The sequence below is a fragment of the Pseudomonas svalbardensis genome (assembly GCF_030053115.1).
Taxonomy (GTDB): Bacteria; Pseudomonadota; Gammaproteobacteria; order Pseudomonadales; family Pseudomonadaceae; genus Aquipseudomonas; species Aquipseudomonas svalbardensis.
The window spans coordinates 4486161-4510897 of record NZ_CP125619.1 but is presented as its reverse complement, the minus strand read 5'-3'; the positions used below and the strand labels follow the sequence as shown (position 1 = coordinate 4510897).

At 58.6% G+C, this 24737-nt stretch carries 22 protein-coding genes; 9 read left to right on the top strand and 13 right to left on the bottom strand.

What is annotated here, in order from left to right; translation table 11 throughout:
* Positions 1 to 106: 106 nt before the first annotated feature.
* Complete coding sequence (locus tag QFX16_RS20765) at positions 107 to 427, top strand: hypothetical protein (RefSeq protein WP_283181155.1); 321 nt, start codon at positions 107 to 109, stop codon at positions 425 to 427.
* A 141-nt stretch (positions 428 to 568) separates the two neighbouring features.
* Here the strand turns inward: QFX16_RS20765 and QFX16_RS20760 are convergent, their stop codons facing one another.
* Both QFX16_RS20760 and QFX16_RS20755 read right to left on the bottom strand, forming a co-directional pair.
* Complete coding sequence (locus QFX16_RS20760) at positions 569 to 2359, bottom strand: bifunctional diguanylate cyclase/phosphodiesterase (RefSeq protein WP_283181154.1); 1791 nt, start codon at positions 2357 to 2359, stop codon at positions 569 to 571.
* A gap of 149 nt (positions 2360 to 2508) precedes the next feature.
* The gene (locus QFX16_RS20755) at positions 2509 to 4590 is read right to left on the bottom strand and encodes a carboxy terminal-processing peptidase (protein WP_283184610.1); all 2082 of its coding nucleotides are present in this window, start codon (positions 4588 to 4590) and stop codon (positions 2509 to 2511) included.
* Between the two features lie 139 nt (positions 4591 to 4729).
* On the opposite strand from QFX16_RS20755, the gene QFX16_RS20750 reads away from it, so the two are divergent.
* Positions 4730 to 5692, top strand: a complete 963-nt coding sequence (locus tag QFX16_RS20750) for a zinc-binding dehydrogenase (RefSeq protein WP_283181153.1) — start codon at positions 4730 to 4732, stop codon at positions 5690 to 5692.
* Between the two features lie 109 nt (positions 5693 to 5801).
* On the opposite strand, the gene QFX16_RS20745 is transcribed toward QFX16_RS20750, so the two are convergent.
* The 6 genes from QFX16_RS20745 to QFX16_RS20720 form a co-directional block, all read right to left on the bottom strand.
* A complete protein-coding gene (locus tag QFX16_RS20745) occupies positions 5802 to 6455 on the bottom strand; it encodes an HAD family hydrolase (RefSeq protein WP_134102893.1) in 654 nt (217 codons plus the stop codon).
* A 34-nt stretch (positions 6456 to 6489) separates the two neighbouring features.
* Positions 6490 to 7479 (bottom strand): ABC transporter ATP-binding protein, encoded by a 990-nt coding sequence (locus QFX16_RS20740; RefSeq protein ID WP_283181152.1) that lies wholly within the window; start codon positions 7477 to 7479, stop codon positions 6490 to 6492.
* Positions 7476 to 8276 carry an ABC transporter permease gene (locus QFX16_RS20735; protein ID WP_283181151.1) on the bottom strand — a complete coding sequence of 267 codons (801 nt, stop codon included), beginning with the start codon at positions 8274 to 8276 and terminating at the stop codon, positions 7476 to 7478. The genes QFX16_RS20740 and QFX16_RS20735 overlap by 4 nt, the downstream gene beginning before the upstream one ends.
* Positions 8263 to 9099, bottom strand: a complete 837-nt coding sequence (locus tag QFX16_RS20730) for an ABC transporter permease (RefSeq protein WP_283184609.1) — start codon at positions 9097 to 9099, stop codon at positions 8263 to 8265. Before QFX16_RS20730 ends, QFX16_RS20735 begins: the two co-directional genes overlap by 14 nt.
* A gap of 5 nt (positions 9100 to 9104) precedes the next feature.
* Positions 9105 to 9911: an alkaline phosphatase family protein gene (locus QFX16_RS20725; protein WP_283181150.1), complete on the bottom strand. Its 807-nt coding sequence runs from the start codon at positions 9909 to 9911 to the stop codon at positions 9105 to 9107.
* Between the two features lie 179 nt (positions 9912 to 10090).
* Positions 10091 to 11158 (bottom strand): ABC transporter substrate-binding protein, encoded by a 1068-nt coding sequence (locus tag QFX16_RS20720; protein ID WP_283181149.1) that lies wholly within the window; start codon positions 11156 to 11158, stop codon positions 10091 to 10093.
* Positions 11159 to 11507: 349 nt separating this feature from the next.
* On the opposite strand from QFX16_RS20720, the gene QFX16_RS20715 reads away from it, so the two are divergent.
* Positions 11508 to 12221, top strand: coding sequence for a UTRA domain-containing protein (locus QFX16_RS20715; RefSeq protein ID WP_283181148.1), 714 nt, complete (start codon positions 11508 to 11510; stop codon positions 12219 to 12221).
* Between the two features lie 37 nt (positions 12222 to 12258).
* On the opposite strand, the gene QFX16_RS20710 is transcribed toward QFX16_RS20715, so the two are convergent.
* The gene (locus QFX16_RS20710) at positions 12259 to 13026 is read right to left on the bottom strand and encodes a DODA-type extradiol aromatic ring-opening family dioxygenase (protein WP_283181147.1); all 768 of its coding nucleotides are present in this window, start codon (positions 13024 to 13026) and stop codon (positions 12259 to 12261) included.
* A 103-nt stretch (positions 13027 to 13129) separates the two neighbouring features.
* On the opposite strand from QFX16_RS20710, the gene QFX16_RS20705 reads away from it, so the two are divergent.
* Positions 13130 to 13783 carry a thiopurine S-methyltransferase gene (locus QFX16_RS20705; protein WP_283181146.1) on the top strand — a complete coding sequence of 218 codons (654 nt, stop codon included), beginning with the start codon at positions 13130 to 13132 and terminating at the stop codon, positions 13781 to 13783.
* Positions 13784 to 13849: 66 nt separating this feature from the next.
* On the opposite strand, the gene htpX is transcribed toward QFX16_RS20705, so the two are convergent.
* Both htpX and QFX16_RS20695 read right to left on the bottom strand, forming a co-directional pair.
* The gene (gene htpX, locus QFX16_RS20700) at positions 13850 to 14737 is read right to left on the bottom strand and encodes a protease HtpX (RefSeq protein ID WP_008145865.1); all 888 of its coding nucleotides are present in this window, start codon (positions 14735 to 14737) and stop codon (positions 13850 to 13852) included.
* Between the two features lie 315 nt (positions 14738 to 15052).
* The gene (locus QFX16_RS20695; protein ID WP_046056560.1) at positions 15053 to 16264 is read right to left on the bottom strand and encodes a pyridoxal phosphate-dependent aminotransferase; all 1212 of its coding nucleotides are present in this window, start codon (positions 16262 to 16264) and stop codon (positions 15053 to 15055) included.
* 226 nt (positions 16265 to 16490) lie between these two features.
* Between QFX16_RS20695 and msrB the strand changes: the two genes are divergently transcribed.
* The 3 genes from msrB to QFX16_RS20680 all read left to right on the top strand — a co-directional run bounded on the left by msrB (position 16491) and on the right by QFX16_RS20680 (position 17934).
* Positions 16491 to 16886 carry a peptide-methionine (R)-S-oxide reductase MsrB gene (gene msrB, locus QFX16_RS20690; RefSeq protein ID WP_283181145.1) on the top strand — a complete coding sequence of 132 codons (396 nt, stop codon included), beginning with the start codon at positions 16491 to 16493 and terminating at the stop codon, positions 16884 to 16886.
* A 104-nt stretch (positions 16887 to 16990) separates the two neighbouring features.
* The gene (locus QFX16_RS20685) at positions 16991 to 17476 is read left to right on the top strand and encodes a glutathione peroxidase (RefSeq protein WP_008002671.1); all 486 of its coding nucleotides are present in this window, start codon (positions 16991 to 16993) and stop codon (positions 17474 to 17476) included.
* On the top strand, positions 17473 to 17934 hold the full coding sequence (locus QFX16_RS20680; RefSeq protein WP_008145868.1) for a MarR family winged helix-turn-helix transcriptional regulator: 462 nt from the start codon (positions 17473 to 17475) through the stop codon (positions 17932 to 17934). The genes QFX16_RS20685 and QFX16_RS20680 overlap by 4 nt, the downstream gene beginning before the upstream one ends.
* On the opposite strand, the gene QFX16_RS20675 is transcribed toward QFX16_RS20680, so the two are convergent.
* Complete coding sequence (locus tag QFX16_RS20675; RefSeq protein ID WP_283181144.1) at positions 17918 to 20239, bottom strand: hybrid sensor histidine kinase/response regulator; 2322 nt, start codon at positions 20237 to 20239, stop codon at positions 17918 to 17920. The two genes, QFX16_RS20680 and QFX16_RS20675, sit on opposite strands and share 17 nt — an antisense overlap.
* Positions 20240 to 20405: 166 nt before the next feature.
* On the opposite strand from QFX16_RS20675, the gene QFX16_RS20670 reads away from it, so the two are divergent.
* Complete coding sequence (locus QFX16_RS20670; RefSeq protein ID WP_283181143.1) at positions 20406 to 21296, top strand: ATP-binding protein; 891 nt, start codon at positions 20406 to 20408, stop codon at positions 21294 to 21296.
* Positions 21293 to 21775 (top strand): free L-methionine (R)-S-oxide reductase MsrC, encoded by a 483-nt coding sequence (gene msrC, locus QFX16_RS20665; RefSeq protein WP_283181142.1) that lies wholly within the window; start codon positions 21293 to 21295, stop codon positions 21773 to 21775. Before QFX16_RS20670 ends, msrC begins: the two co-directional genes overlap by 4 nt.
* Here the strand turns inward: msrC and QFX16_RS20660 are convergent, their stop codons facing one another.
* Positions 21776 to 24724 carry an HD domain-containing phosphohydrolase gene (locus QFX16_RS20660; RefSeq protein ID WP_283181141.1) on the bottom strand — a complete coding sequence of 983 codons (2949 nt, stop codon included), beginning with the start codon at positions 24722 to 24724 and terminating at the stop codon, positions 21776 to 21778.
* Positions 24725 to 24737: the final 13 nt, after the last annotated feature.

The window sequence follows — 24737 nt, the reverse complement described above, 5'->3', positions numbered from 1 at the left end:
GGCGTGGTCGAGTTTCCGATGCTCGGTATTCCTACCCCGCGTATAGCTGCCACCCAAGCCTGTAGGAGGGCTTTTGGCAGCTCCTATTTTCATCGGAAGGTCTCAAATGCCAACACTTCATCCTGATCCACCCTACGTTAAGCCTGTTCCCCACCCCGAAAACCGATTCATGGCGCTCACCAGCAACTGCGACGACATGCCCACACTGTTCGTTGATACCCAAGCGCCGCTTGATGTTTTGTATGACGCTGCCAGCTACCGAATCCGCGCCGTCACTCAAGTGATGGAGAACCTGTCCATGCGTGGTTCGATTGAGTGTCAGTCCTTCATTCTAAGTGACTTTGCCTTGCTCTGCGCCATTCCGTTGCGGGATGGGTGTGATGTGCTGGATGTGCTTGGCCGGCGGTTGCGGGCTCGGCCTTCCTGACCAGTTTTCAGCATTGAAGAATTGTGTCGTTTGAACAGCCGCCTTCGCGGGCAAGGCACTCCCACACTTATGTTCTGATGTTCACAAATTTGTGTTCACCGTAGATCTAATGTGGGCTTACCCGCGAAGACGTTAGGGAAATCAGTGATGACCCAGGAGCAATTCATCTTCTTGTACGGGCACCGCCAAACTATCAATCACATGCACGCTATACCCCGGCACATTCTTCGCGTGGTGCTTGGCTTGCGAGGCCATCTCCGCCAATTGACTTGCATCGAGTTGTCCACAGGCCTGTGGATGTAAATGCACCACGCCAATGGATAGTGACAGCAACGCAAATTCCTGGCGCACACCCTGACGGTTTGGGGCGATGAAGCAGCCAGCTTCCAGGTGTTCGCTGCGATAAAAACGTCGGCACTGGCTCTGGAAGTCGTCCAGCAACTGGTTCAAACGTTTGCGCCAGTCTTCCGGGCCGAGTACCAGCAGGAAGTCATCGCCGCCGATATGGCCGACAAAGTCGCGGGAAGGGTCGACGCGATCATTCAGGCATTGCGCCAGGCACAGCAGGACTTCGTCCCCACGGCCGTAGCCGTAGATGTCGTTGAAGGGTTTGAAACTGTCGATGTCGACGTAGCAGATCACCGATTCCCGTTGCTGTTGCAGCAGTCGCGTCAGGCATTGTTGGATCGGCACGTTGCCCGGCAGCAGGGTCAGCGGGTTGGCGTAACGGGCTTGTTGGATCTTCAGTTCGGTAATCAGTTTAAGTACGTCGATCACTCGGCCCAGTCCCAGGTAACCGCCGTTGAGGGTGATGATGAAGTCTTCTTCGATGCGCTGCCGCGCGCGGCTGGTGATCAGGCGACTCACTTGTTGCAACGACTGGCTCATCTCAACGGCGAGGAAGTCATCACTCATTAAACGGCTGATCGGCTTGCGGGCGAACAGGTCGGTGGCAAAAGGCTTGAGCAGTGCATCGGAGAGCGAATGCCGGTGGACGATGCCGCAGGGCTGACCTTGCTCGTCGAGTACCGCCAGGGAGTTAAGGTTGGCCTGGCGGCGAAAGGCTTCCAGCACCGTGGCGGTCGGTGTATCGCGACCCACTGCCGGTTGGTCGTTGAGCAAAGCGCTAAGGTCGCTGACTTCATCATTTAACGCCACCGCTGTGCTTTCCCGTTTGGGCATCAGGGCTCGGGCATCACGAGGTGGATGTTCCTGGGGGCGGCAGAGCAGATAACCCTGAACCAGATCCACGCCCATCTCCGTCAACACCGCGAGCTCTTCCGGCAGCTCGATACCTTCGGCGATCACTTGTGCCCGTGAGGCCTTGGCAATTTGCAGGATCGAGCCGACGAATTCGCGCTTGAGGGCATCCTGGTGAATGCCATCGATGAAGTGTCGATCAATCTTCACGTAGTCCGGACGCAATTCGGACCAGAGCCGCAAGCTCGAGTAGCCTGCACCCAGATCATCCAGAGCAATGGAAAACCCCATCGCTCGATAGTGATGCAGCGCGGTTTGCAGCAGCTCGAAATCGTCGGTCGGGGTTTGTTCAGTCAGTTCGATCACCACCTGACTCGGCGGTATGCCGAAATCCTGCAGCAGTTGCAGGGTGCGACCGGGTTGGTGGGCGGCTTCGAGCAGGGATTCAGGGGAAACGTTGAGGAACAGCTTGCCGGGGAGTTGCTGATCATTGAAGCGTCGGCAGGCGCTTTGACGGCAAGCGATTTCCAGCTCGCTCAGGCGGCCGGCCTGACGGGCCACGGCAAACAGTGCGAGGGGGGAGTGCAGCGGACTGTTGGAGGGCCCGCGACTGAGGGCTTCGTAACCGACAATGCGTCGCTCAGAGAGGGAAATGATCGGCTGGAACAAGCTGTGCAAACCGCTTTGAGCCAGTATGGAACTCAAGGCACTCAGCTGTTCGGTAGTGGTCATGGCGATCTCTGGCGATAAAAAAAGGACTGGGAGCACACTCTTGGTTTAAAGAGGGCTCCCAGTCCTTTATTTCACGACAGAATGATGACTGTATGATGACGCTCCAGAGAGCGTCAGCATTAAATTGCCATCATCTTGCTTGTAACAACTTAGTGCTTGGCTACCGCGGTATTGAGTTTCAGGTAGTCCAACAGAATCCGCCCTGTCTCGCTCAGGTAGGCATCGTCTTCTGGTTTGGTCTTGTCTGGCTCGGCCGCGATCGCGTCTTCGTCTTCTTTCTTCAGCTCTTTGAGCGGCTCTTCACCCTTGGCCTTACGACGGATATTTTCCATTACAAGTTGCTTGGCTTCGATATCGGCGTGTTGTGCACGACGATCAGCTTCATTGAGGCTGACGGTTTTTTCTGTCATCAGTTTCTGCGCCAAGGCCAGCTTGTCGCGAATGAACACGAACTCCGCGTCTTTGGCCGAGCGTACCTCGTGCTCGGATTTAAGCTGCGAGATGTACGGCTTGAAGGGATCGACCGCAGGCTTGATGGCCGCTCGGATGGTGTCCCACGGCATGGCTTCAGGCAGTGCGCTTTCGCCGATTTCCTTGGTGTCGATGATCGACGGGTAATTGATGTCCGGCAGTACGCCCTGATGCTGGGTGCTCTGGCCGGAAACCCGGTAGAACTTGGCCAGGGTCAGTTTCAGTTCGCCATGGTTCAACGGCTGAATGGTCTGCACGGTGCCTTTACCGAAGGTCTGGCCGCCAATGATCAATGCGCGGTGGTAGTCCTGCATGGCGCCGGCAAAAATCTCCGAAGCCGAGGCGGACAAGCGGTTGACCAGCAACGCCATCGGGCCTTTGTAGAACGCACCCGGGTTTTCATCTTCCAGCACATCGACCCGGCCATCGGCATTACGCACGAGAACGGTCGGACCTTTGTCGATGAACAGACTGGTCAGCTCGGTGGCTTCCTGCAAGGAACCGCCGCCATTGTTACGCAGGTCGATGACTACGCCGTCAACTTTGTCTTTCTGCAACTCGGTCAGCAGTTTCTTGACGTCGCGAGTGGTGCTCTTGTAGTCCGGATCGCCAGCACGGAAGGCCTTGAAATCCAGGTAGAAGGCCGGGATCTCGATGACGCCGAGCTTGTAGTCCTTGCCGTCTTGTTTCAGGTTGAGGACCGACTTCTTCACAGCCTGGTCTTCAAGCTTCACTGCTTCGCGGGTGATCGGGACGATCTTGGTGGTCTGGTCGTTCGGCGCGTTGCTGGCCGGGATCACTTCCAGGCGCACCACGGTGCCCTTCGGCCCACGGATCAGCTTGACCACTTCGTCCAGACGCCAGCCGACCACATCGACCATTTCTTTGTTGCCCTGGGCAACGCCGATGATCTTGTCAGCCGGTGCGACTTGCTTGGTCTTGTCGGCCGGGCCTGCCGGCACCAGACGCACGACTTTCACCTGGTCGTTGTCACTCTGCAACACGGCGCCGATGCCCTCGAGGGACAGGCTCATGTTGATGTCGAAGTTCTCCGCGTTATCCGGCGACAGATAGTTGGTGTGCGGGTCGTAGGACATGGCGAAGGTATTGATGTACGCCTGGAAGATGTCTTCCGGACGGGTTTGGTCCAGGCGCGACAATTGATTCTTGTAACGCTTGGTCAGGGTTTCCTGAATCTGCTTGGGCTCTTTGCCAGCAATCCTCATCCGCAGCACTTCGTCCTTGACGCGTTTGCGCCACAGGTCGTCGAGTTCTGCTGTGGACTTGAGCCAAGGGGCGTCCTTACGATCGATCAGCAAGGATTCCTTGGTCGTGAAGTCGATCTTGTCGACGCCTTTGTTCAGCTCGGCAAGGGCGAAGTCCAGACGCGCTTTGACGCGGTCCAGGTAGCGCTTGTAGATGGTGAACCCGGCGTTCAGGTCGCCGCTTTTGAGGAAGTCGTCAAACTGGGTTTTCCATTTGTCGAATTCGGCAATGTCGCTGGCCATGAAGTAGCTGCGCGACGGGTCCAGCAGCTTGAGGTAGCTGTCATAGATGATCACCGAGCGCGCATCATCGAGAGGCGGTTTGCTGTAGTGATGGCGCTTTAGCAACTCGACGACATTCAGGCTGGCGATCACTTCGTCACGATCAGGCTGAAGCTTGTCCCAGCTATTGGCTGCAAACGAATTGGTCGACATCGGCAACAGGCCGATACCAATGAACAGGGCTAGGGCGGTGCTGGGGAAAAAATGCTTCATGCTGATTCGACGCGGGGACAATTGATCACGCATATTAGGCCGTCTTTGAAGTCGCCGGTTCCACAAAGGGCCGGTCAAAAATGCAAGAAAGCCCGGCGCTACAGCTACGGGCTCAGTCCAGACTCACTATGGAGGCACTGTGAAAGCATTGCAAGGCGTTGAAGGTCAAGTGGAGTGGGTGGAAGAGCCCAGTCCTACATGTGATGTAGGACAAGTTCGGATTCGAGTGGCGGCTGCGGGTCTCAATCGCGCCGATTTGTTACAGAAGGCGGGTCTTTATCCGCCACCGCCGGGAGCCAGTCAGGTACTGGGTCTTGAGTGTTCGGGGGTGATCAGCGAGGTGGGGCCGGGCTCGTCCTGGCAAGTCGGGGATCGAGTCTGCGCCTTGCTGGCCGGGGGCGGGATGGCCGAGGAGGTAGTTGTCGACGGACGGCACGTGTTGCCGGTTCCCGAAGGTTTGTCTCTGGCTGAGGCAGCAGCGCTGCCGGAAGTGTATGCGACCGTTTGGCTGAATTTGTTTCAACTGGCTGCGCTCAAGCCGGGTGAGAAAGTTCTGCTGCACGCCGGAGCAAGTGGAATCGGTTCAGCTGCCATTCAGCTGTGCAAGGCGTTTGGTAACCCGTGTTGGGTCAGTGTCGGCTCTGCCGAGCGTTTGGCTTACTGCGAAGCGCTGGGGGCCCAAGGTGGGGTCGTGCGCAACGGGGATCTGGGCAGCTTGAGCGACCTGGGCCCGTTCGATGTGATTCTCGACCCGGTGGGCGGCAACTACGCCGCGCTGAATCTGAAACTGATGGCGCGCGATGGTCGTTGGGTGCTGATCGGCCTGATGGGCGGTCGTGAGGCACAGCTGGATCTGGCGCAGGTACTGGCCAAGCGGGTGCAACTGTTGGGTTCGACTTTGCGCAGTCGCGACGAGCAGTTCAAGGCGGATCTGTTCAGTGATCTCAGCCAACATGTCTGGCCGCTGTTTGCCGAAGGGCGTTTGAGCCCGCAATTGGCCAAGACCTTTCCGATCAAGGACGCCGAAGCGGCGTTTGCGGAGTTGGCGACTAACAAGGTGTCGGGAAAGTTGGTGTTGATGATCGACGAAAGCCTGGTTTGACGACAGTGAACCTGTGGGAGCGAGCCTGCTCGCGATTCAGGCGACGCGGTTTACCTGCAAGACCGCGTTATCGTTCATCGCGAGCAGGCTCGCTCCCACAGGGGCCAAATTACTTCCAGATATGGATTGGCCAGCCGGCCTTTTCGGCGTGCTCAAGTAACACCGGATCCGGGTTCACCACATGCGGAAAATCAACCTTCAGCAACAGCGGCAAATCATTGCGTGAGTCGGAGTAGAAACTGGCGCCCTCAAGGTTTTCCTCTTCCGCATCCAGCCACTCCAGCAAACGCGTGATCTTGCCTTCGCGGTAGGTCAGCGTGCCAACGGTGTTGCCGCTATACACCCCATGTGCAACTTCCAGCTCGATGCCGAGAATCTCGTCAATGCCCAAGCGATCGGCAATCGGCCGCACCAGATGCGTGCCCGACGCCGAAATCACCAAAATCCGATCGCCGGCCTTGCGATGGGCCGCAATCGCTTTGGTGGCGTCACTGAAAATGATCGGCTCGATGAAGTCTTCCACCCAAGGCCCTACCAGATGGTCGACCTCTTCCGGTGTGCGCCCGATCATCGGCTCCAGGCTGAAGGTCATGTACTCCTCCATCCTTAGTTTGCCGTGGCTGTAGGCGTCCATCAGTTCATTGTTCTGACGCATGAACGACTCGGGATCGACCCAACCCAGGCGGCCCATTTGCTCGCTCCAGAGGGTGGCGCAGTCGCCGTGGATCAGGGTTTCGTCCAAATCAAAAATTGCCAGGGCCATCAGTGCGGTTCTCTCTTCAACATCAGCAAAGGCATCAGGCTACCTCACACAGGGCCGTCGGATCGATGGAAAGCGCCAGACGCTGACCATCGGGATGCAAATCGGCCGCCGAGCGGTTCAGCACATCCACCACCAATTCCACGCCCCGGGCTTCGACCCGGTAGCGAATCACGTTGCCCAACAGGCTGTGGCTGCGGATTTGTGCGTCGAGTTCGCCGTTCAGGCTCAGCTCGATGGCTTCCGGGCGAATCGCGATGCGGTGGGTAATCGGTCGCTGCAGCAGTTTTGTGGCGCTGTCGGCGTCCAGCAGGTTGTAGTTGCCGATGAAACCTGCGGCAAAGAAATCGATGGGTGCGGTGTAAAGGGTCTGGGCGTCGCCGCTTTGTACGATCTTTCCCTGATTCATCAAGAAAATTCGGTCGGACATCGTCAGGGCTTCTTCCTGATCGTGAGTGACGAAGATCGTGGTCAAGCCGAGTTCACGCTGGATCTGACGGATCTGTTCGCGCAAGTGCTTGCGAATCCGTGCATCGAGGGCCGACAGCGGTTCGTCCAGCAACAACAGACGAGGCCGGGTCACCAACGACCGGGCGAGAGCGACTCGCTGGCATTGGCCGCCGGACAGTTGATGCGGATAACGCGCGGCGAAATCGTTGAGCTCCACCAGTTTCAGCACTTCGGTAACACGCTTATGGCTATCGTCGGCGTTGACCTTCTGCATGCGTAGACCGAAGGCGACGTTCTGCTCCACGGTCATGTTGGGGAACAGCGCGTAGCTCTGGAACACCATGCCGATCCCGCGTTTCTGTGGGCTCAACGGAACGAGGTCCTGGCCATCGAGCAGGATTTTGCCGCCATCCACCGAGGTCAGCCCGGCGATGCAGCGTAGCAGTGTGGACTTGCCGCAACCGGACGGGCCGAGGAGGGTGACGAACTCACCCTTCTGGATTTCACAGTTGATGTCGCTGAACACCGTGGTGCCCGCGTAGCTTTTCAGTAGGTGTTGGACGCTGACGAAGCTCATTGGCTTTTGTCCTTGTTCAATATATTGGCAGCCCAGGTCAGAACCAGCACAAAGAAGAAATAGGAAATCACCAGCGCACTGGTGAAGTGGCCGCTGCTGTTGCGCATGTTGTTGAGGTAGACCTGCAGGGTTTCGTAGCGGGTCCCGACGAGGATGTTGGCGAACACGAACTCACCGAACAGGAACGAGAACGACAGCAGCAACGCCACCATCAAACCTTTGCGCAAGTTTGGCAGCACCACCAGGAACGCCGCTTGCCAGGTGCTGGCACCGAGCAGTTGGGCGGAGTCCATCAGGTCTCGCAGGTTGATCGCTTGCAGGTTGTTGGTGATTGCCCGGTACATGAACGGCAGCGCCACGGTGAAATAGCAACCGATCAGAATCCACGGCGTCCCGACCATCGCAAACGGCCCGGAACCGTAGAGTTGCAGCAACCCCACCGACGACACCACCGGCGGCACCGCGAAGGGCAGCAGGATCAAGATGTTCATCAGCGCATCGAGTTTCGGGAAGTGGTAATGCACCACAAACAGCAGCGGCAGAATCAGCACCACGGACAGAATCAGCGAGCCGACGCAGACCAGCAGCGATTGGCCGAACGAATGGAGAAACCGCGGATCGCTCCACAGCTCCACGTACCATTTGACGGTGAAGCCGCTGGGCAGAATGGTCGCCGACCAACTGCTGGAGATCGAGTAGATCAGCGTCCCGAGCAACGGCAGCAAGAGTATGGCAAAGAGCAAATACACCACCACCCGGTGATAGACACCGACGGGACCCAGTTCAGCGCGAGACATGGTAGCTCCTCTTCAACAGCAGCTGATGCACGATGGTCACCAGAGTCATCAACGCCACCAGCACCACCGCCAGGGCACTGGCCAGGTTCGGGTCTAGCGAAATGTCGCCGGAAACCATCGCCGCGATGCGGATTGGTAGCACGTTGAAGTTACCGGTGGTCAGGGCATACACCGTGGCGTAGGCGCCCAGGGCGTTGGCCAGCAGGATCACAAACGTACCGAGCAGCGCCGGGGTCAGCACTGGCAAACCGATGTGCCGCCAGAACTGCCAGCCATTGGCGCCAAGCAGCGCGGCGGATTCACGCCAGTCTTCGCGCAGGGCATCAAAGGCCGGGTAGAGCAGCAACACGCCGAGCGGAATCTGGAAGTAGGTGTAGAGAATGATCAGCCCGGTTTTCGAATACAGGTTGAAGTCCTGAATGATCCCGGCCTGCTTGAGCATGATGGTGAAGCTGCCGTTGAAGCCCAGCAGAATGATGAACGCGAAGGCCAAAGGCACGCCGGCAAAGTTGCTGGTCATGTTGGCGAAGGCGTTGACGAAGTTGCGCAGCTTCGAGTCGACCCGGCGCAAGGAGTAGGCGCCGAGTACGGCGATGATGATGCCGAACACGCTGGACCAGAAACTGATCTCGAGGCTGAACTGGATCGCCTGCAGATAGAACTTCGAATTGAAGATCCTGGTGAAGTTGGCGATGCCCCAACCGAACTCTTCCGATTGCAGGCTATTTATCATCACCCAGGACAGCGGCGCGATCTGGAACACGATAAAGAACAGTGCAAAAGGCACCAGACACAAGGCTGCCAGCCATTTTCCGCGCGTCATGGTGTTCACTTGAGCAGCTCCCGGCACACAGGTTTGTCGTGGGCCACACCCAGCAGTTCGCAGACGGTGCCGCAGATTTCAGTCTGTTTCGGTGCGGCGTTGGCATTGAAGCTGAAAGCGTCTCCGAGGACGAACAGCGGTACTTCGCGTTCTTCCGGCAGCAGGCCGTTGTGGGAGCGGTCGTTGTTCATGCCATGGTCGGCGGTCACCAGCACCTGATAGCCGGCGTCGAGCCAGGTTTGCAGATAGTCGGCCAGAATAATGTCAGCCGAGCGGGCGCTATTACGGTATTGGGGGGTGTCGAGGCCGTGCTTGTGCCCGGCATCGTCGATGTTCATGGGGTGGACCAGTAAAAAGTTCGGCGCATGACGCAGGCGCAGGTTTTCGGCGTCGGCGAACAGGTGCGAGTCCGGGTAGTGATCGCTCCAGTAGAAATGACCGTGCTGGATTGGCAGGTCCGGGTCGTCGGTGTGACGATCCCGCGCGGCAATAAACGGCGAACGGTTATACAGCTCACTGACCCAGTGATAGGCCGCGGCGGCGGTTACAAGGCTGGCATCGCTGGCGTAGTGATAGATGCTGCGCTGGTTGGACAGGCGCGAGACATTGTTGTGAACAATGCCGCTGTCGATCGGAGTGACGCCGGTCAGGATGCACTCGTAAAGCGGACGGGACAGCGCCGGCAATTCGCATTCCAGTTTGTAGAGCGTTGCGCGTCCTGCGCCAACGTGAGCCTGTAGGTGCCCCATGGCGTGGCGCGCGACTTCGTAATTGAGGCCGTCGAGCACCACAAGGATGACGTTGTGCTTCATAGGGGCAAAACTCCGCGAAACAGTTAATTCAAGTACGCAACCAATCCCCCTGTGGGAGCGAGCCTGCTCGCGAAAGCGGTATGACATTCAACATCTTCGTCGAATGTTCAGCCGCATTCGCGAGCAGGCTCGCTCCCACATTGGATCTCCATTAGGTGTCCAATGTGGGATCTACAGCATTACTGCATGTTGATGATGACTTCTTCCTGCCACTTCTGAGGCAGCGCCTTGGAGGTCTTTTCCCACGCATCCGCGTCTTTGATCGGCGTGACCTTTTTGTACTGCTCGTTAGGCAGCAGTTGGGCCTTGACGTCATCCGGCAATTTGACGTGGTCGGCGCGGATCGGACGGGCGTTGCCGCGCGCCAGGTTGATCTGACCGGCATCGCTGAAGATGTATTCGCGGGTCAGCTTGGCGGCGTTCGGGTTTTTCGCGTATTTGTTGATGATGGTGGTGTAACCGGAAATCACCGAGCCATCGGATGGAATCAGCACCACGTAATCATCCGGATTCGCCATCTTGGCCTTGTAGCTCAGGCCGTTGAAGTCCCAGACCACGCCGACTTCGATTTCACCCTTTTCCATGGTGGCGATGGTCGGGTTGGCCATGGACAGGCGTCCTTGTTTGGCGATATCTGCGAACAGCAACAGCGCTGGTTGCAGGTTCTTTTCGTCGCCACCGTTTGCCAGTGCTGCGGCCAGTACACCGTTGGCGGCCTGGGCGGCGGTGCTCACGTCACCGATGGAAACCTTGTATTTACCGGTTTTCAGATCAGCCCACTTGGTCGGGGCTTCGGAACCGTGCAGCAGCTTCTTGTTGACGATAAACGCGATGGTGCCGGTATAGGCCAGCGCCCAGTTGCCGTCCTTGTCCTTGGCCCAATCTGGAATCTGATCCCAGGTAGAGGGTTTGTAAGGTTGCACCACATCTTGCTTGACCGCGATCGGGCCGAAGGCTGCACCGACGTCACCGATGTCAGCCGTGGCGTTGTCTTTTTCAGCTTTGAACTTGGCGATTTCCTGGGCCGAGCTCATGTCGGTGTCGATGTGTTTCAGGCCGTAGTTTTTGGCCAGGTCATCCCAGGTGCCTTTCCAGTTGGCCCAGTTGTCGGGCATGCCGACGCTGTTGACCTCACCTTCCGCTTTCGCCGCGGCTTCCAGGGTTTTCAAATCGCTATCAGCCGCCATCGCGGCGGTGCACATGGCAATGGTCGAGCCTAACAGTGAGGCCAGGAAAAGCTGTTTCATCCGAAGCTCCTTTGGGCGTTTTCAACGCTGCGATTGCGGTTGTGTTGGTCTAGGTCAGCAATACCTGAGCCAATTTAGGCGCCTCTGATGACATTTTGATGTCGACGACCGGTCGGCCTATATTTTTTGAGCTGCAATGCTCAGGCTTCGGAGTAAGCGTAGACCATGGCTAATAGGCTGATATAAAAGGACTTGGCCGTGAAATTGCAGGTGTCTGGATCAACCGTTCGGCGGCTTTGTCATCTGTCAGTCATGTGCAGTGCCTAGGCTTGTCGGGAGTTGAGGGAACCGATTTGAACTGCGGTTCCGCCCCGAAACAGTGCTGGTCTAGTCCAGATAGGTAACGTTGATGCGCATCGAGACAACCAAAGCGGTGACAGCCATCGGGCAGGTTCTGCAGGAACAGCTCGACCATGGCCTGTTGGCGCCCGGGAGCAAACTGCCGGCCGAGCGCAAGCTCAGTGAGTTGTTCGGGACCACGCGGATCACCGTGCGGGAAGCGTTGTTGCAGCTGGAAGCCCAGGGGCAGATTTATCGGGAAGAGCGCCGTGGCTGGTTCGTGTCGCCACCGCGCCTGGCCTACAACCTGATGCAGCGCAGTCACTTTCACGCGATGGTCAGTGCGCAGGGGCGGGTGCCGTCCACCGAGGTGATTTCGGCGCGGTTGCAACCGGCGTCGGCGGCGGTCTGTGCCTGGTTGCAGTTGCCGGCGTTGTCGAGCGTGATTCAGATTTGCCGGGCACGGCAGATTGATGAGCGGCTGGTGTTGTATGTGGAGCACTATTTGAATCCGCAGTTTTTTCCGGGGATTCTCGATTTCGATTTGACTCAGTCGATTACCGAGTTGTACGCGCGGCATTACGATTTGCACTACGGACGGGTGCGTTTCGAGATTGTGCCGACGGCGTTGTCGGTGGATGCGGCGGCGGCTTTACGGGTGTCGGTGGGGAGTCCGGGGTTGCGCATCGCTCGGGTCAATTACGATCAGCATGAGCGGTTGATTGATTGTGATCTGGAGTTTTGGCGGCACGACGCGATTCATGTCGGGGTCGATGTGGTCTGAGCCTGGCCGCCACAGGTTGAGCGCTTGTACTGCGACATTATCCGAAGCGGTAAATGTCCATGCCCAAGGCCCCCATGGTGAATCCCTTGTGAGTCACGCTGAAGTTTCCTCCGGCACCGCGGGCAAAATACAAAGGCAACAAATGTTCATCACTTGGATGGTTGCGCACGGCATTCGGTGCTTGCTGACGGTAATCGTGCAACGCGGTTTCGTCGTTGGCAGCGAGTTTTTCGATCATCCAGTCACGAAATGCCTGGGCCCAGGGTTCGACGCTTTCCGGGCCGGCGTGCCAGTCCAGTTCGCGCAGGTTGTGGGTGATGCTCCCGGAACCGATCAGCAGCACGCCGTGTTCGCGCAGGCTGGCCAGGGCATGACCGACTCGGGCCTGCAGGGCCGGGCCGCCGCGGGTGGGTAGCGAGACTTGCACCACGGGGATGTCGGCTTGTGGATACATCAAAGACAACGGCACCCAGACACCATGGTCGAATGGCCGTTCGGCGTCGATGCGTGCGGGCAGGCCATCGCTCTTCAGCAGTTCGACAACCTCTGCGGCCAATTGTGGATTGCCGGGCGCCGGGTATTGCACATCGAATAACGCCTGCGGAAAGCCGCCGAAGTCATGCCAGGTTTCAGGCTTGGGATTGCCGCTGACGAGCAACTCATTGCTTTCCCAGTGCGCAGAAACAATTACGATAGCTTTGGGTTTCGGCAATTCTGCGGCCAGGCGAGCGAGGGCGGGCCCGCTGGCGCCCGGTTCCAGTGCCAACATGGGCGAGCCATGGGATATGTACAGGCTGGGGAACATGAATGAGCTCCTGAGGGGTAAGATGGCATCATCTTCAGTCAGATCATTGATCTAAATCTAATATAAGTTTTAGGGTCTTTTGATCGAATTTTCGGGATTAATTATGCAGCCGGAGTTTTGGCACAAGCGGTGGACGTCGAATCAGATCGGCTTCCACCTGCCGGAAGTGAATCCATATCTGCAACGGTACTGGCCGCAGCTGGGCCTGGAGGAGGGTGCGCGCGTACTGGTGCCGCTATGTGGCAAAAGCCTGGATCTGCTGTGGCTGGCGAAATGCGGTCACGAGGTGTTGGGCGTCGAATTGTCGGAAAAAGCGGTGGAAGACTTTTTCCATGAGCATCAATTTGATCCGGACGTCAGCGACCAAGGCCCCTTTACTGTCTATCGGGCGGGCTCGATCGAGATCTGGTGTGGTGATTTCTTCGCATTGACGGCCGGCGATGTCGCCGATTGCAGTGCGCTGTACGACCGCGCTGCGTTGATCGCCTTGCCACCGAAGATGCGGGAGCAATACGCCGAGCATCTGAAGCGGATTGTGCCGAAGGATTCGCTGGGGCTGCTGATTACCCTGGATTACGACCAGGCACAAATGGAGGGGCCGCCCTTTGCAGTGCTGGATGACGAAGTGCAACGGTTGTTCGGGGTTTCGTGGGAGTTGAAGATTCTGGAGGACCAGGACGTTCTGGGCGAGAGCTGGAAGTTCCTGGAAAGCGGTGTTACGCGGCTTGAAGAGCGGATTTATCGCTTGATGAGTTGATGGAACAGCAAGGCACAAAAAAGGGGCGATCAGATGATCGCCCCTTTTTGCATCACCGCAGAGCTATCAGCCCCGACGACGCAACGCGTCGATGCGCTCTTCCAGCGGCGGGTGGCTCATGAACATGCGGGCGAACCCCTGTTTGATGCCACCGTTAATGCCGAAAGCCGTCAGGGTGTCCGGCATGTGCACCGGCAGCCCCTGTTCGGCACGCAGGCGTTGCAGGGCGCCGATCATTGCGGCGGTACCGGCCAGACGTGCACCGGCTTCGTCTGCACGGAATTCGCGTTTACGCGAGAACCACATGACGATGGCGCTGGCCAGAATGCCCAGAACCAGTTCGGCGAAGATGGTTGCCACGTAGTAGGCGATGCCCTGGCCTTCTTCGTTCTTGAAGATCACCTTGTCGACAAAGTTGCCGATGATCCGTGCGAAGAACATCACGAAGGTGTTCACCACGCCCTGGACCAATGCCAGGGTGACCATGTCGCCATTGGCTACGTGGCCGATTTCGTGGGCCAGAACGGCCTTCACTTCATCTGGCGAGAAACGCTCGAGCAGCCCTTGGCTGACCGCGACCAACGCGTCGTTCTTGTTCCAGCCGGTGGCAAAGGCGTTCGCCTCGTAGGCCGGGAAAATACCGACTTCGGGCATCTTGATCCCGGCTTCCCGGGACAATTGCTCGACGGTTTGCAGCAGCCATTGCTCGTGACGTGTGCGCGGCTGGCTGATGATTTGGGTACTGGTGCTCATCTTCGCCATCCACTTGGAGATGAACAGCGAGAACAGCGAACCGGCGAAACCAAAGACCGCACAGAAAATCAGCAGCTGATTGAGGTTGAGATCAACCCCGTTGGCCGCCATGAACCCGTTGAAGCCGAAAAGGCTCAGGGTGATGCTGGCAATCAGCACGACCGCCAGGTTAGTGGCCAAAAACAGCAGGATGCGCATCATGGTTGTAGAAATCTCCTCATGCTAAAGATGTAGCGTACTGCGGGGTATATAAGGTGCTGACCCAGGCTATTCAACCAAGTGACTATTTCAAACTGTGTCCTACGGCAACAGTCTAGCTGTTTGAAGGGCATTTCCGACGTCGATGCGGGAAGCGTTTGTCAGGCAATTAGCGTCATAAGCCCCGCCGTTGTTAGACGCGAGCACTCAACGGTCATCAGTTAGCGCTTGAAGCAGCGATGTTCGGCAGGGCGCAAAGAAATGTTGCTGAATCAATCACCGTGCGACTTGCGCAAGCGTCGCACGGTGACAGGCAGGTTACTGGCGATAGGACTTGAGGAAGTTGCCGATACGTCCGATGGCCATGTCCAGGTCGTCCACGCGCGGCAGGGTCACCACACGGAAGTGGTCCGGCCATGGCCAGTTGAAGGCGGTGCCTTGAACCACCAGCAGCTTCTCCGACAGTAGCAGGTCGAGCACGAATTTCTCGTCGTTATGGATCGGGCAGACTTTCGGGTCGATCCGTGGGAACGCATACAGCGCGCCCATTGGCTTGACGCAGCTCACGCCGGGAATGTCGTTGAGCAGTTCCCAGGTGCGATTGCGCTGTTCCAACAATCGTCCGTTGGGCAATACCAGATCATTGATGCTCTGGTAGCCGCCGAGGGCGGTCTGGATCGCATGCTGGCTCGGCACGTTGGCACACAGACGCATGTTGGCCAGCATGTCGATGCCTTCGATGTAGCTCTGGGCGTGGTGTTTCGGGCCTGAAATGGCGATCCAGCCGGAACGAAAACCCGCCACGCGATATGACTTTGACAGACCGTTGAACGTCAGGCACAGCAGATCTGGCGCCAGGGAAGCCGTGCAGATGTGCACGGCATCGTCGTACAGAATCTTGTCGTAGATCTCGTCGGAAAAAACCACCAGGTTGTGCTGACGGGCCAGTTCCAGCATGCCCAGCAGGACTTCTTTCGAATACACCGCGCCCGTCGGGTTGTTCGGGTTGATGATCACCAGTGCTTTGGTGTTCGGGGTGATCTTGGCCTTGATGTCGGCCAGATCCGGCCACCAGTTGGCTTGCTCGTCGCACAGGTAATGCACCGGGTTGCCGCCCGACAGGCTCACCGCGGCGGTCCACAGCGGGTAGTCCGGGGCCGGCACCAGCACTTCGTCGCCGTTGTTGAGCAGGGCCTGCATCGACATCACGATCAGCTCGGAAACGCCGTTACCCAAATAGATGTCTTCGATGCCGACGCCTTCTACCTGCTTTTGCTGGTAGTACTGCATCACGGCCTTGCGGGCGCTGAACAGACCTTTGGAATCGCTGTAGCCCTGAGCAGTCGGCAGGTTGCGGATGACGTCCTGAAGGATTTCATCCGGCGCTTCGAAACCAAAAGGCGCCGGGTTGCCGATGTTCAGCTTGAGGATGCGATGGCCTTCCTCTTCCAGGCGTTTGGCGTGCTTGAGCACTGGGCCGCGAATGTCGTAGCAGACGTTGGCGAGCTTGTTCGATTTGCTGACCTGCATGGCGATGTGTTCCCGAAAATGAACGATCCAGGCGGCGTATGAACGACCGTACTGGGAATCCTGCGTATTCACACAGGCCTGGCGCCTTGAGAGGCAGCACCCATAAATCCGTTTGAATGCGCGAGGTCTGGCTGCCAGACTGGCGTTTGACGAGGCGCAATCATACGTGCCGCCCGATCCGTGGAAAAGGTACAGATCGGGCTTTTTCAGCTGCTGAGGTGTGATGATGGAAAAGTTGGAAAAAACCCTGGAAGAATGGCGGGCGATGCTCGATCCGGAGCAGTACAACGTTTGCCGCCTCAAAGGCACTGAACGGCCGTTCTCCGGCAAATACAACGACAGCAAGGTCGATGGTGTTTACCACTGCATCTGCTGCAACGAGCTGCTGTTCGACTCCAAAACCAAATTCGACTCCGGCTGCGGCTGGCCGAGCTTCTATGCTCCGATCGGTGACAGCGCCATGGTCGAGATCCGTGACGTCAGCCACGGCATGATCCGCACCGAAGTGGTCTGTGCCAAATGCGATGCGCACCTTGGGCACGTGTTCCCGGATGGTCCGCCGCCGACCGGCCTGCGTTATTGCATCAACTCGGTGTGCCTGGACCTGGTACCCCGCGGGTAATAAGCCAATGGGCGATCCGATGATCGCCCTTCGGATATTTAAATTGCACGCAATTCAATTGCTCGCTATGTTTGTCTCGTCTTCCCTCATTTAGAGTCAGAACCATGAGCGACAACCTGCTAAGCATCCCTTGCACCACCATCAAGGGTGAGCAAAAGACCCTGGCGGATTTCGCCGGCAAGGCCGTGTTGGTGGTCAATACCGCGAGTAAATGCGGCTTCACTCCGCAATACAAAGGCCTTGAAGAGTTGTGGCAGACCTACAAGGATCAAGGTCTGGTGGTGCTGGGCTTTCCGTGCAATCAGTTCGGCAAGCAAGAGCCAGGCAACGAAGGGGCGATTTCCGAGTTCTGCGAGTTGAACTTCGGCGTCAGTTTTCCGCTGTTCAAAAAGATTGAAGTCAATGGCGCCGGCGCCCATCCGCTGTTCGTTCAACTGAAAAAGCGCGCGCCGGGTGTGCTGGGTTCCCAAGGCATCAAGTGGAACTTCACCAAGTTTCTGATCGGCAAGGATGGCCAGTTGGTCAAGCGCTTCGCCCCCGCGACCAAGCCGCAGGACCTGACCCGCGAGATCGAAGCCCTGCTCAAATGAACACCTTGTCAGTCGATTCCCTGAAGCTTGACAGTCAACTGTGCTTCAAGCTGTACGCCGCTTCCCGGGCGGTGATCCGCGCCTACAAGCCGATGCTCGATCAGCTCGGCCTGACCTACCCGCAATACCTGGCGATGCTGGTGTTGTGGGAATGGCAGGAGGCAGCCCCGGAGCAGCCGACGGTCAAGGCGTTGGGCGAACGTCTGGCGCTGGATTCCGGCACGCTGACGCCGTTGCTCAAGCGTCTTGAGCAACTGCAACTGGTTCAGCGTCAGCGCTCGGCGCGGGACGAGCGTGAAGTGCACTTGAGCCTGTCGCCAACCGGCAAGGCTTTGCGCGATCAGGTCGGGCCGCTCAAGGCCCGTCTGTTATGCGACAGCGGTGTGGATCTGGATCGCCTGAACGATCTCCGCGATGGTCTTGATCACCTTTTGGGGCAAATCAAAGCACTGTCGTAGTAGGGACCCACAAGTCCAGCAGGGCAGCCAACTCTTCCCGGCGGAAGGGTTTTGCCAGGTAATCGCTCATGCCTGCCGCACGACAGCGTTCGCGCTCTTCGGACATGGCGTTGGCGGTCAGGGCGACGATGGGCAGCTGTGGCCAACGTCCGCTGCGACGGATTTGCCTACTGGCCTCATAGCCGTCCATCACCGGCATGTTGCAGTCCATCAGCACCAGATCGAATTCGCTCTGCTCCAGCTGATCCAGCGCCTCGCCACCGTGACCGGCGACAATCACCTCGCAACCGAGTTTTCCGAGCATCCCCTTGGCTACCAATTGGTTGACCGGATTGTCCTCCACCAGCAGCACGCGTCCGCGTCGTTGTGGGGAGATAGTGTCGAGCCGGGCACCGTTGATCGTGTTGAGTTCCGGCTGCAGGGTTCGCCGCAGTGTCTGGTACAGCGCGTTGCGCGCCAGAGGCCGCGCCTGTTGCTGTAAGGGGGCGAGGGCGAGGGCTTCTTCGCTGGGCATGAAACTGCCGTAAGCGGTGACCAGCAGAATGGGCGCTGTACACGAAGGACGCAGGCCAAACAGGCATTCGGGGCAATCGGTAATCAGTACATCCGGGTTCAGGCCCAGCAACGAGTCATCGAGGGAACGCTGCTCATAGTCGAGCCCCCAGCCGGGCAACACACTTTTCAGCAGTTCTGCCAGACCGCTGCTGGCGGCGGTGATTGCGATGACCTTGCCCTGTAAAGAGGCCGGGGGAAGGGCGCGGGTGTGGCTGGGCAGCGGCAGATCCGCACAGAACTGGCTGCCGAAGCCTGCTTCCGAGCTGATGGTGAGGCGCCCTTGCATGGCTTCGCAGAGGTTGTAGGTCAGTGCCAGGCCCAATCCGGTCCCGCCGAATTGCCGAGTAATGCCGGCACCCGCCTGCGTGAAGGGCTGGAAGATCTTGACCTGGGCGTCCTGGGCGATGCCGATGCCGGTGTCGCAGACTTCGATTCTGACGCCGTCCCCGAACGTCGACAGGCGCACATCGACGCGACCGAAACGGGTGAACTTGAGGGCGTTGGACAACAGGTTGCTGACGATCTGTCGGACCCGGGTCGGATCCCCGAGCACCAGGGCCGGAAAGTGCGGGTCGATCAGGCAGCTCAGCTCGACACTCGGCGCAGCGTTTTGCGATAGCAGGTTGGCGGTGTCCTCGATCAGCGAACCGAGGTCGAACGGAATATGTTCGAGCTCCAGTTGGCCGGCATCGAACTTCGACAAATCGAGAATATCGTTGAGCAGTTCCACCAGTACTTTGCCCGAGTCATGGGCGATGGACAGCTGTTGCTGTTGCTCGGCATTGAGCGGGCCGTCCAGGGAAAGCGCGATCATCCCCAGCAGGCCATTGAGCGGCGTGCGGATCTCGTGGCTCATGTTGGCCAGGAACACCGAGCGCGCTTCGGCCATGTCCAGGGCGGTGCCGCGGGCGACTTCCAGTTCCTGATTGGATTGACTGAGCCGCGAATTGATCGCCTTGAGTTCCGCAGTGCGGGCCGAGACGATGTTCTCCAGTTGCCCGAGGTAGTCGGTCAGGCGGTTTTCGGCGTTGCGTCGCTGCTGGATTTCGGTGGCGATGTTTTCGAATTGTTGATTGGCAACTTTGACCAGTACACCGATTTCATCGTTTTCATGGGCCGTCGGACACTCCAGCGACGTTGACTCCGTGCTGCGCGGGTCGCGACTGCTGAGTTCACGGATGACCCGCACCAACGGCTTGGTCAGCATTACATAGAACAGCGCCAGCAGGATGCCAGTCAGCAGCAGGCTGCGAGCGAAGCCATTGAGCAGGGTCACCTCGGCCCGGCGCAGGAACCGGTTGCCGAATGAATAGGTGTCGACGTCCAGGCTCAGGGTGCCGAGGGATTCGGTCGGCAAGTGATCCAGGTAGAGACGGTCTTCGAACTGCCGGTTGGCGCCGAACAGGAAGTCGCTGATCACCCGATAACCGCTTTGCACGCCCGGGCGTTTGACGCTGGCCAGCACGGTATTGTTGTTGTCGGTCAATTGCGCACCGATGATCGCCGGCGAGCGCAACAGGCCCAGGGTCAGTTCCTGAGCGAGTTCGGCGTCGATGTTGTAGGCGATACGGGACGCGGGGTTGTGGCTGATTTCCAGCAAAGACAGGATTTCGCGGTTGATGGAGGCGTCTTCGCTGGCATAATCGATGCCTATTTGCAGCAGACTGAGCAGCGTGCCCAGAATGAAACCGACCAGCACAGTAAGCCTGGCTTGCTTGTAGGACAGCCGGTTGGTGAACTTGATATCCATGGGGTGTCGAACCACTTCCGTTTCCCTTCGCTGCTCAAGCATAGTCGATCATGCATGGATACCGATGTTCTCGCGAGCCCTTGTGCAAAGGGATGAACCGGACACCGAACGCTGTGTTTCGTCGCTGTATCGCCATCATTACTGTGAACGTGCCCGAGGAGAAGACGTGGATTCCCGATTAAATGCTTTTCTTGAACGCGCCGATGCCGTTTTGGCCCGTATCGAACCGCTGCTGCCCGCCCCTCGGCAAGTTATCGACTGGAATCATTGCCTTGCCGCGCGCTGGCAGCGCGAGGGGCGCAGCGGGTTTCTGTTGCCGCTGGAAGTCAGCCTCGACATGCGTTTGTCCGACCTGATCGGTGTCGACCGGCAACTGGAGCAACTGGGGCGAAATACCCAGCAGTTCCTCGATGGCATGCCGGCCAACCACGCATTGCTCTGGGGCGCGCGCGGCACCGGTAAATCGTCGCTGGTGCGCGCCTTGCTGGCCGAACACGCCAAGGCCGGTCTGCGGCTGATCGAGATCGAACGCGATCACCTGGCGGACTTGCCGCGAGTGGTCGAACAGATCGCCAGGCTGCCCCAGCGTTTCGTGCTGTTCTGCGATGACCTGTCGTTCGAGTCGGGAGAAGGCGATTACCGGGTGCTCAAGAGCGTGCTCGACGGCTCTCTCGAACAGGCGCCGGATAACGTTTTGCTGTACGCCACGTCCAACCGTCGCCACCTGGTGCCGGAAAAGGAAAGCGATAACGAAAACTGGAAACGCGTTGACGGCGAACTCCATCCCAGCGAGGCGGTGGAAGACAAGATTGCGCTGTCGGATCGGTTTGGATTGTGGCTGTCGTTCTATCCGTTTACCCAGGAGCACTTCCTCAACGTCGTCGAACACTGGATCGGTCAACTGGCCGACAAGGCGGGCCTTAAGTGGCAGCGAGACGAAGAACTGGACATCCTCGCGGTGCGCTGGGCCACGGGCCGGGGCAATCGCAACGGACGTTGCGCGTATCAATTTGCCCGCTATTGGGTCGGGCTGAAGCTGTTGGAGCACAAGGCATGATCGATTTACAAAAGAGCGGCCAGGGCCTCGAAGGCTACGGCATGCTGTGGGCGCAATTGGAGTCATTGCTGGCGGACGAGCGGGATTTCATCGCTAACGCCGCGCAGTTCTCGGCGTTCCTGTTCAACCAGCTCGATGACCTGAACTGGGCCGGTTTCTACCTCAATCGCAACGAAGAACTGGTACTTGGCCCTTTTCAAGGGCAGATCGCCTGCGTGCGGATTCCATTCGGTCGGGGCGTGTGCGGGGCTGCGGCGGCGACCTTGCAGACCCAGTTGGTCGAGGACGTGCACGCGTTCCCCGGGCACATCGCTTGCGACAGCGCGTCGAACAGCGAGCTGGTCGTGCCCCTGGTCAAGGGCGGTCGCCTGATCGGCGTGCTGGACCTCGATAGCCCGAAACTGGCGCGTTTTACCGCTGAAGATCAGGCCGGTATCGAGCAATTGGCGGCGATTTTCCTGCGCCTGACCGACTGCTGATCATGCCCGCAAGCCTGCCTTGACCAGCAGGCTTGTCGGATCAACCGCATCGATCTGTTGGGGATCGAGGAATCGATCGGCGTACTGCGAGTAGATTTGCGCGTTGATGAACAGCCCGAACACCTCAGGATCGATGTGGGCGTCCCGGCACATGGTGGCCATGATGCCCAGCGCTTCGCTCAACGACTTGGCTTTCTTGTAGGGGCGATCGGCGGCGGTCAGCGCTTCGAAAATATCGGCAATCGCCATCATCCGCGCCGGCAGGCTCATTTCTTCGCGCTTCAACTGTTTGGGATACCCGGTGCCGTCCATCTTCTCGTGGTGGCCGCCGGCGATCTCCGCGACGTTGGTGAGGTGGCCGGGGAAGGGCAGGTGGCTGAGCATCAGAATCGTCTGCACCATGTGGTGATTGATGATGTAACGCTCCTCGCGGGTCAGGGTGCCTCGGGCAACGCTCAGGTTGTAGAGTTCGCCCCGGTTGTACTTGTAGGGCGGCACATCGAGCTTGAACCCCCACGGATTATCCTCTGGAATCAGTTCGGCTTCGGGCCGTTCGAACAGGTGCTCGGGTTTGTCCGCCAGTAATGGTTCGCTGACCGGCAGTGCCGGTGCCGGGGTTCGCGCCTGGCGTCGGTTCTCTTCCCAGGAAACGCCCAGCCGGTCATCCAGTGTTCGGGTCCAGGTGCGCTGGGCCATGCTGTGCAGGCGTTGCAGGTCGGGCTCGGCCATCGCCTCGCCACCCAGGTTGCAGCGGGCAACGAACGCGAAGTCATCGTCCAGTCCCGCCAGAGTGGCGTTGCGCAGTTCGGCCAGGTGCTGCTCGTCACCGCCCAGGGCCATGGCTTGCCAATAGTTGATCCAGACATCGCGCTTGAGCACTTCGAAACGGGTGCGGATTTCGTGGATGCGGTCGTTAAGCGTTTCCAGTTTCGTGGCTTTATCGACCACGTATTCCGGAGTGGTGACCTTGCCGCAATCGTGCAGCCAGGCGGCGATGTGCAGCGCTTCCCATTCATCTTCGGTGGGTTGATAGCCACTGAAGGCCGGGTCCTGGCTGGCAGCGGCGGCTTGGGCGAGCATCAGGGTCAGCGCCGGCACTCGCTGGCAGTGACCGCCGGTGTAGGGGCTTTTGGCGTCAATCGCCCCCGCCAGCAGTTGAATGAAGGAATCCAGCAGTTGTTTTTGTTTGGCTTGCAGACGCTGACTTTCGATACTCACGGCGGCCGCGCCGGACACGGCCTGGAGGAACGCGATACGGTCCGGGCGAAGTTTTTCCAGATCGCTCTGGTTGCCGGTATCAGCCAACAGCAGGACCAGCAGGCCCACGGTTTCGTTATGACGATTGTGCAGCCGAATGCCGATCAGATGAACCCGGGGGCACTCCAGCGCAAGCAACACCTTCTGCAAATCCCCGGCCTGTTCAAAACCAAGCGTGGTGACGACGTTGTCCGCATTTGACAGCTGTTGTAGCCATGCAGGGCTTTGCGGAGCCTGGAGTTCGTGTCCTCGAAGATCAAATGACGGCAATGCCCGTGAGGTGCCGTTGACGACCAGACCATGGGGCTCCATGCGATCGCCATCGCTTTCGCCCAGGTAGATCAGACCGGCCTGGGCCTGGCCAATTTTCACGGTTTCAAACAACACCCGTTCGAGCAAGGGGGCGAAGCGAGTCTCGGCGCTCAGGCTGTCGGTGATCTGGAAAAAACTCGCCAGGGTGTCTTTCATGCGCGTCATCGACACGCTCAGTTGGTCGACTTCGAGCACGGGAGAGCGACGTGAGGCCGGAAAGTTGAAGTCGAAACTGCGAACCGCATCGGCCTCCCGTACCAGCGCGCGCAGGGGTTTAACCAGAATCCGCGAGGTCAGCCAGCCCAGCGGCAGGCACAGCAACAGCGTGGCCAGGGTAATCAGTGCGCCTTGCCAGCGCATGCGGTAGGCATCGACGAGTAATTCATCTTCCGGCACCAGCAGCGCCAGTTGCAGTCCTTGGGGGCCGCCTTCTTGCATGCGGCTGCGGGCAACGATCCATTGACGACCGGCGACATCCAGGCGATTACCTGCGGGGGGATTGTTGAGCAATGCGCCGAGGCTGGGGCTCAGGTCGGTGGCTTTGATCAGGCGGGCAGTCTGATCGTCGATGATCAGTTTGCTGCTGTCGGGATACGCGATGGCGTTCCCTTCAGCATCGAACAGCACTATTTCGGTACTGGGGGTCACAACATGTTTGGCCAGGGTCGCGGAGAGTTCCTCCAGGGTCAGATCGGCACCCATGATGGCCTGTTCGCCGCTGCGCCGGGCCAGGGTAGTGCCGACATTACGGGTGGAGAAAAAAATGTAGGGTTCGGTGGTGATCTGATCGTTGTCGCTGCGGGCGCTGGCATACCAGGCGCGGGTTCGCGGATCGTAGGTTTCGTCGGGATTGTCCTGGCGGCTGATGAGGGCCAGATCCTGATCGAAAAACAATGATTGGGAGCGGACCTGACCGCTGTTGCCTGTTCGCTCAATGCTCCACACCTGATAAGCCGCAGTATCCGGTGCCTTGAGGAGCGTTTTCAGGTTGGGGGTTCGCAAGGGCCGAACCATGAAGAAATCACCGTTGCCATAGCCCAGATACAACGAGGCCAGGTCGGGGTTGTCCTTGAGCGACTGGCTGAAGGGTTTGAGCAGCGCCAGGCGTTGCGCAAGGTCAGGTGCCTGGGTCGCCGGGTATTCCGCCAGCAGGGTCAGCAGATGGCGAATCGGCTCATAGGTAGAGTGCAGGTCGAGACGGACGTCCTGCTCGATACGGTTGAAGAGCTTTTCACTGCTGGAAAGAATGATCTGCGTGGTTTGCTGGTAGTTGAAAACGCCCAGCACCACGCCAGTCAGCAACAGCAGGAAAGTGAACATCACGCTGATATGGACGTGCAGGGGAAACCGCCGTTGATCCGGGCGCAGTGGGCTGGGCATTGCGGGTCTCTCC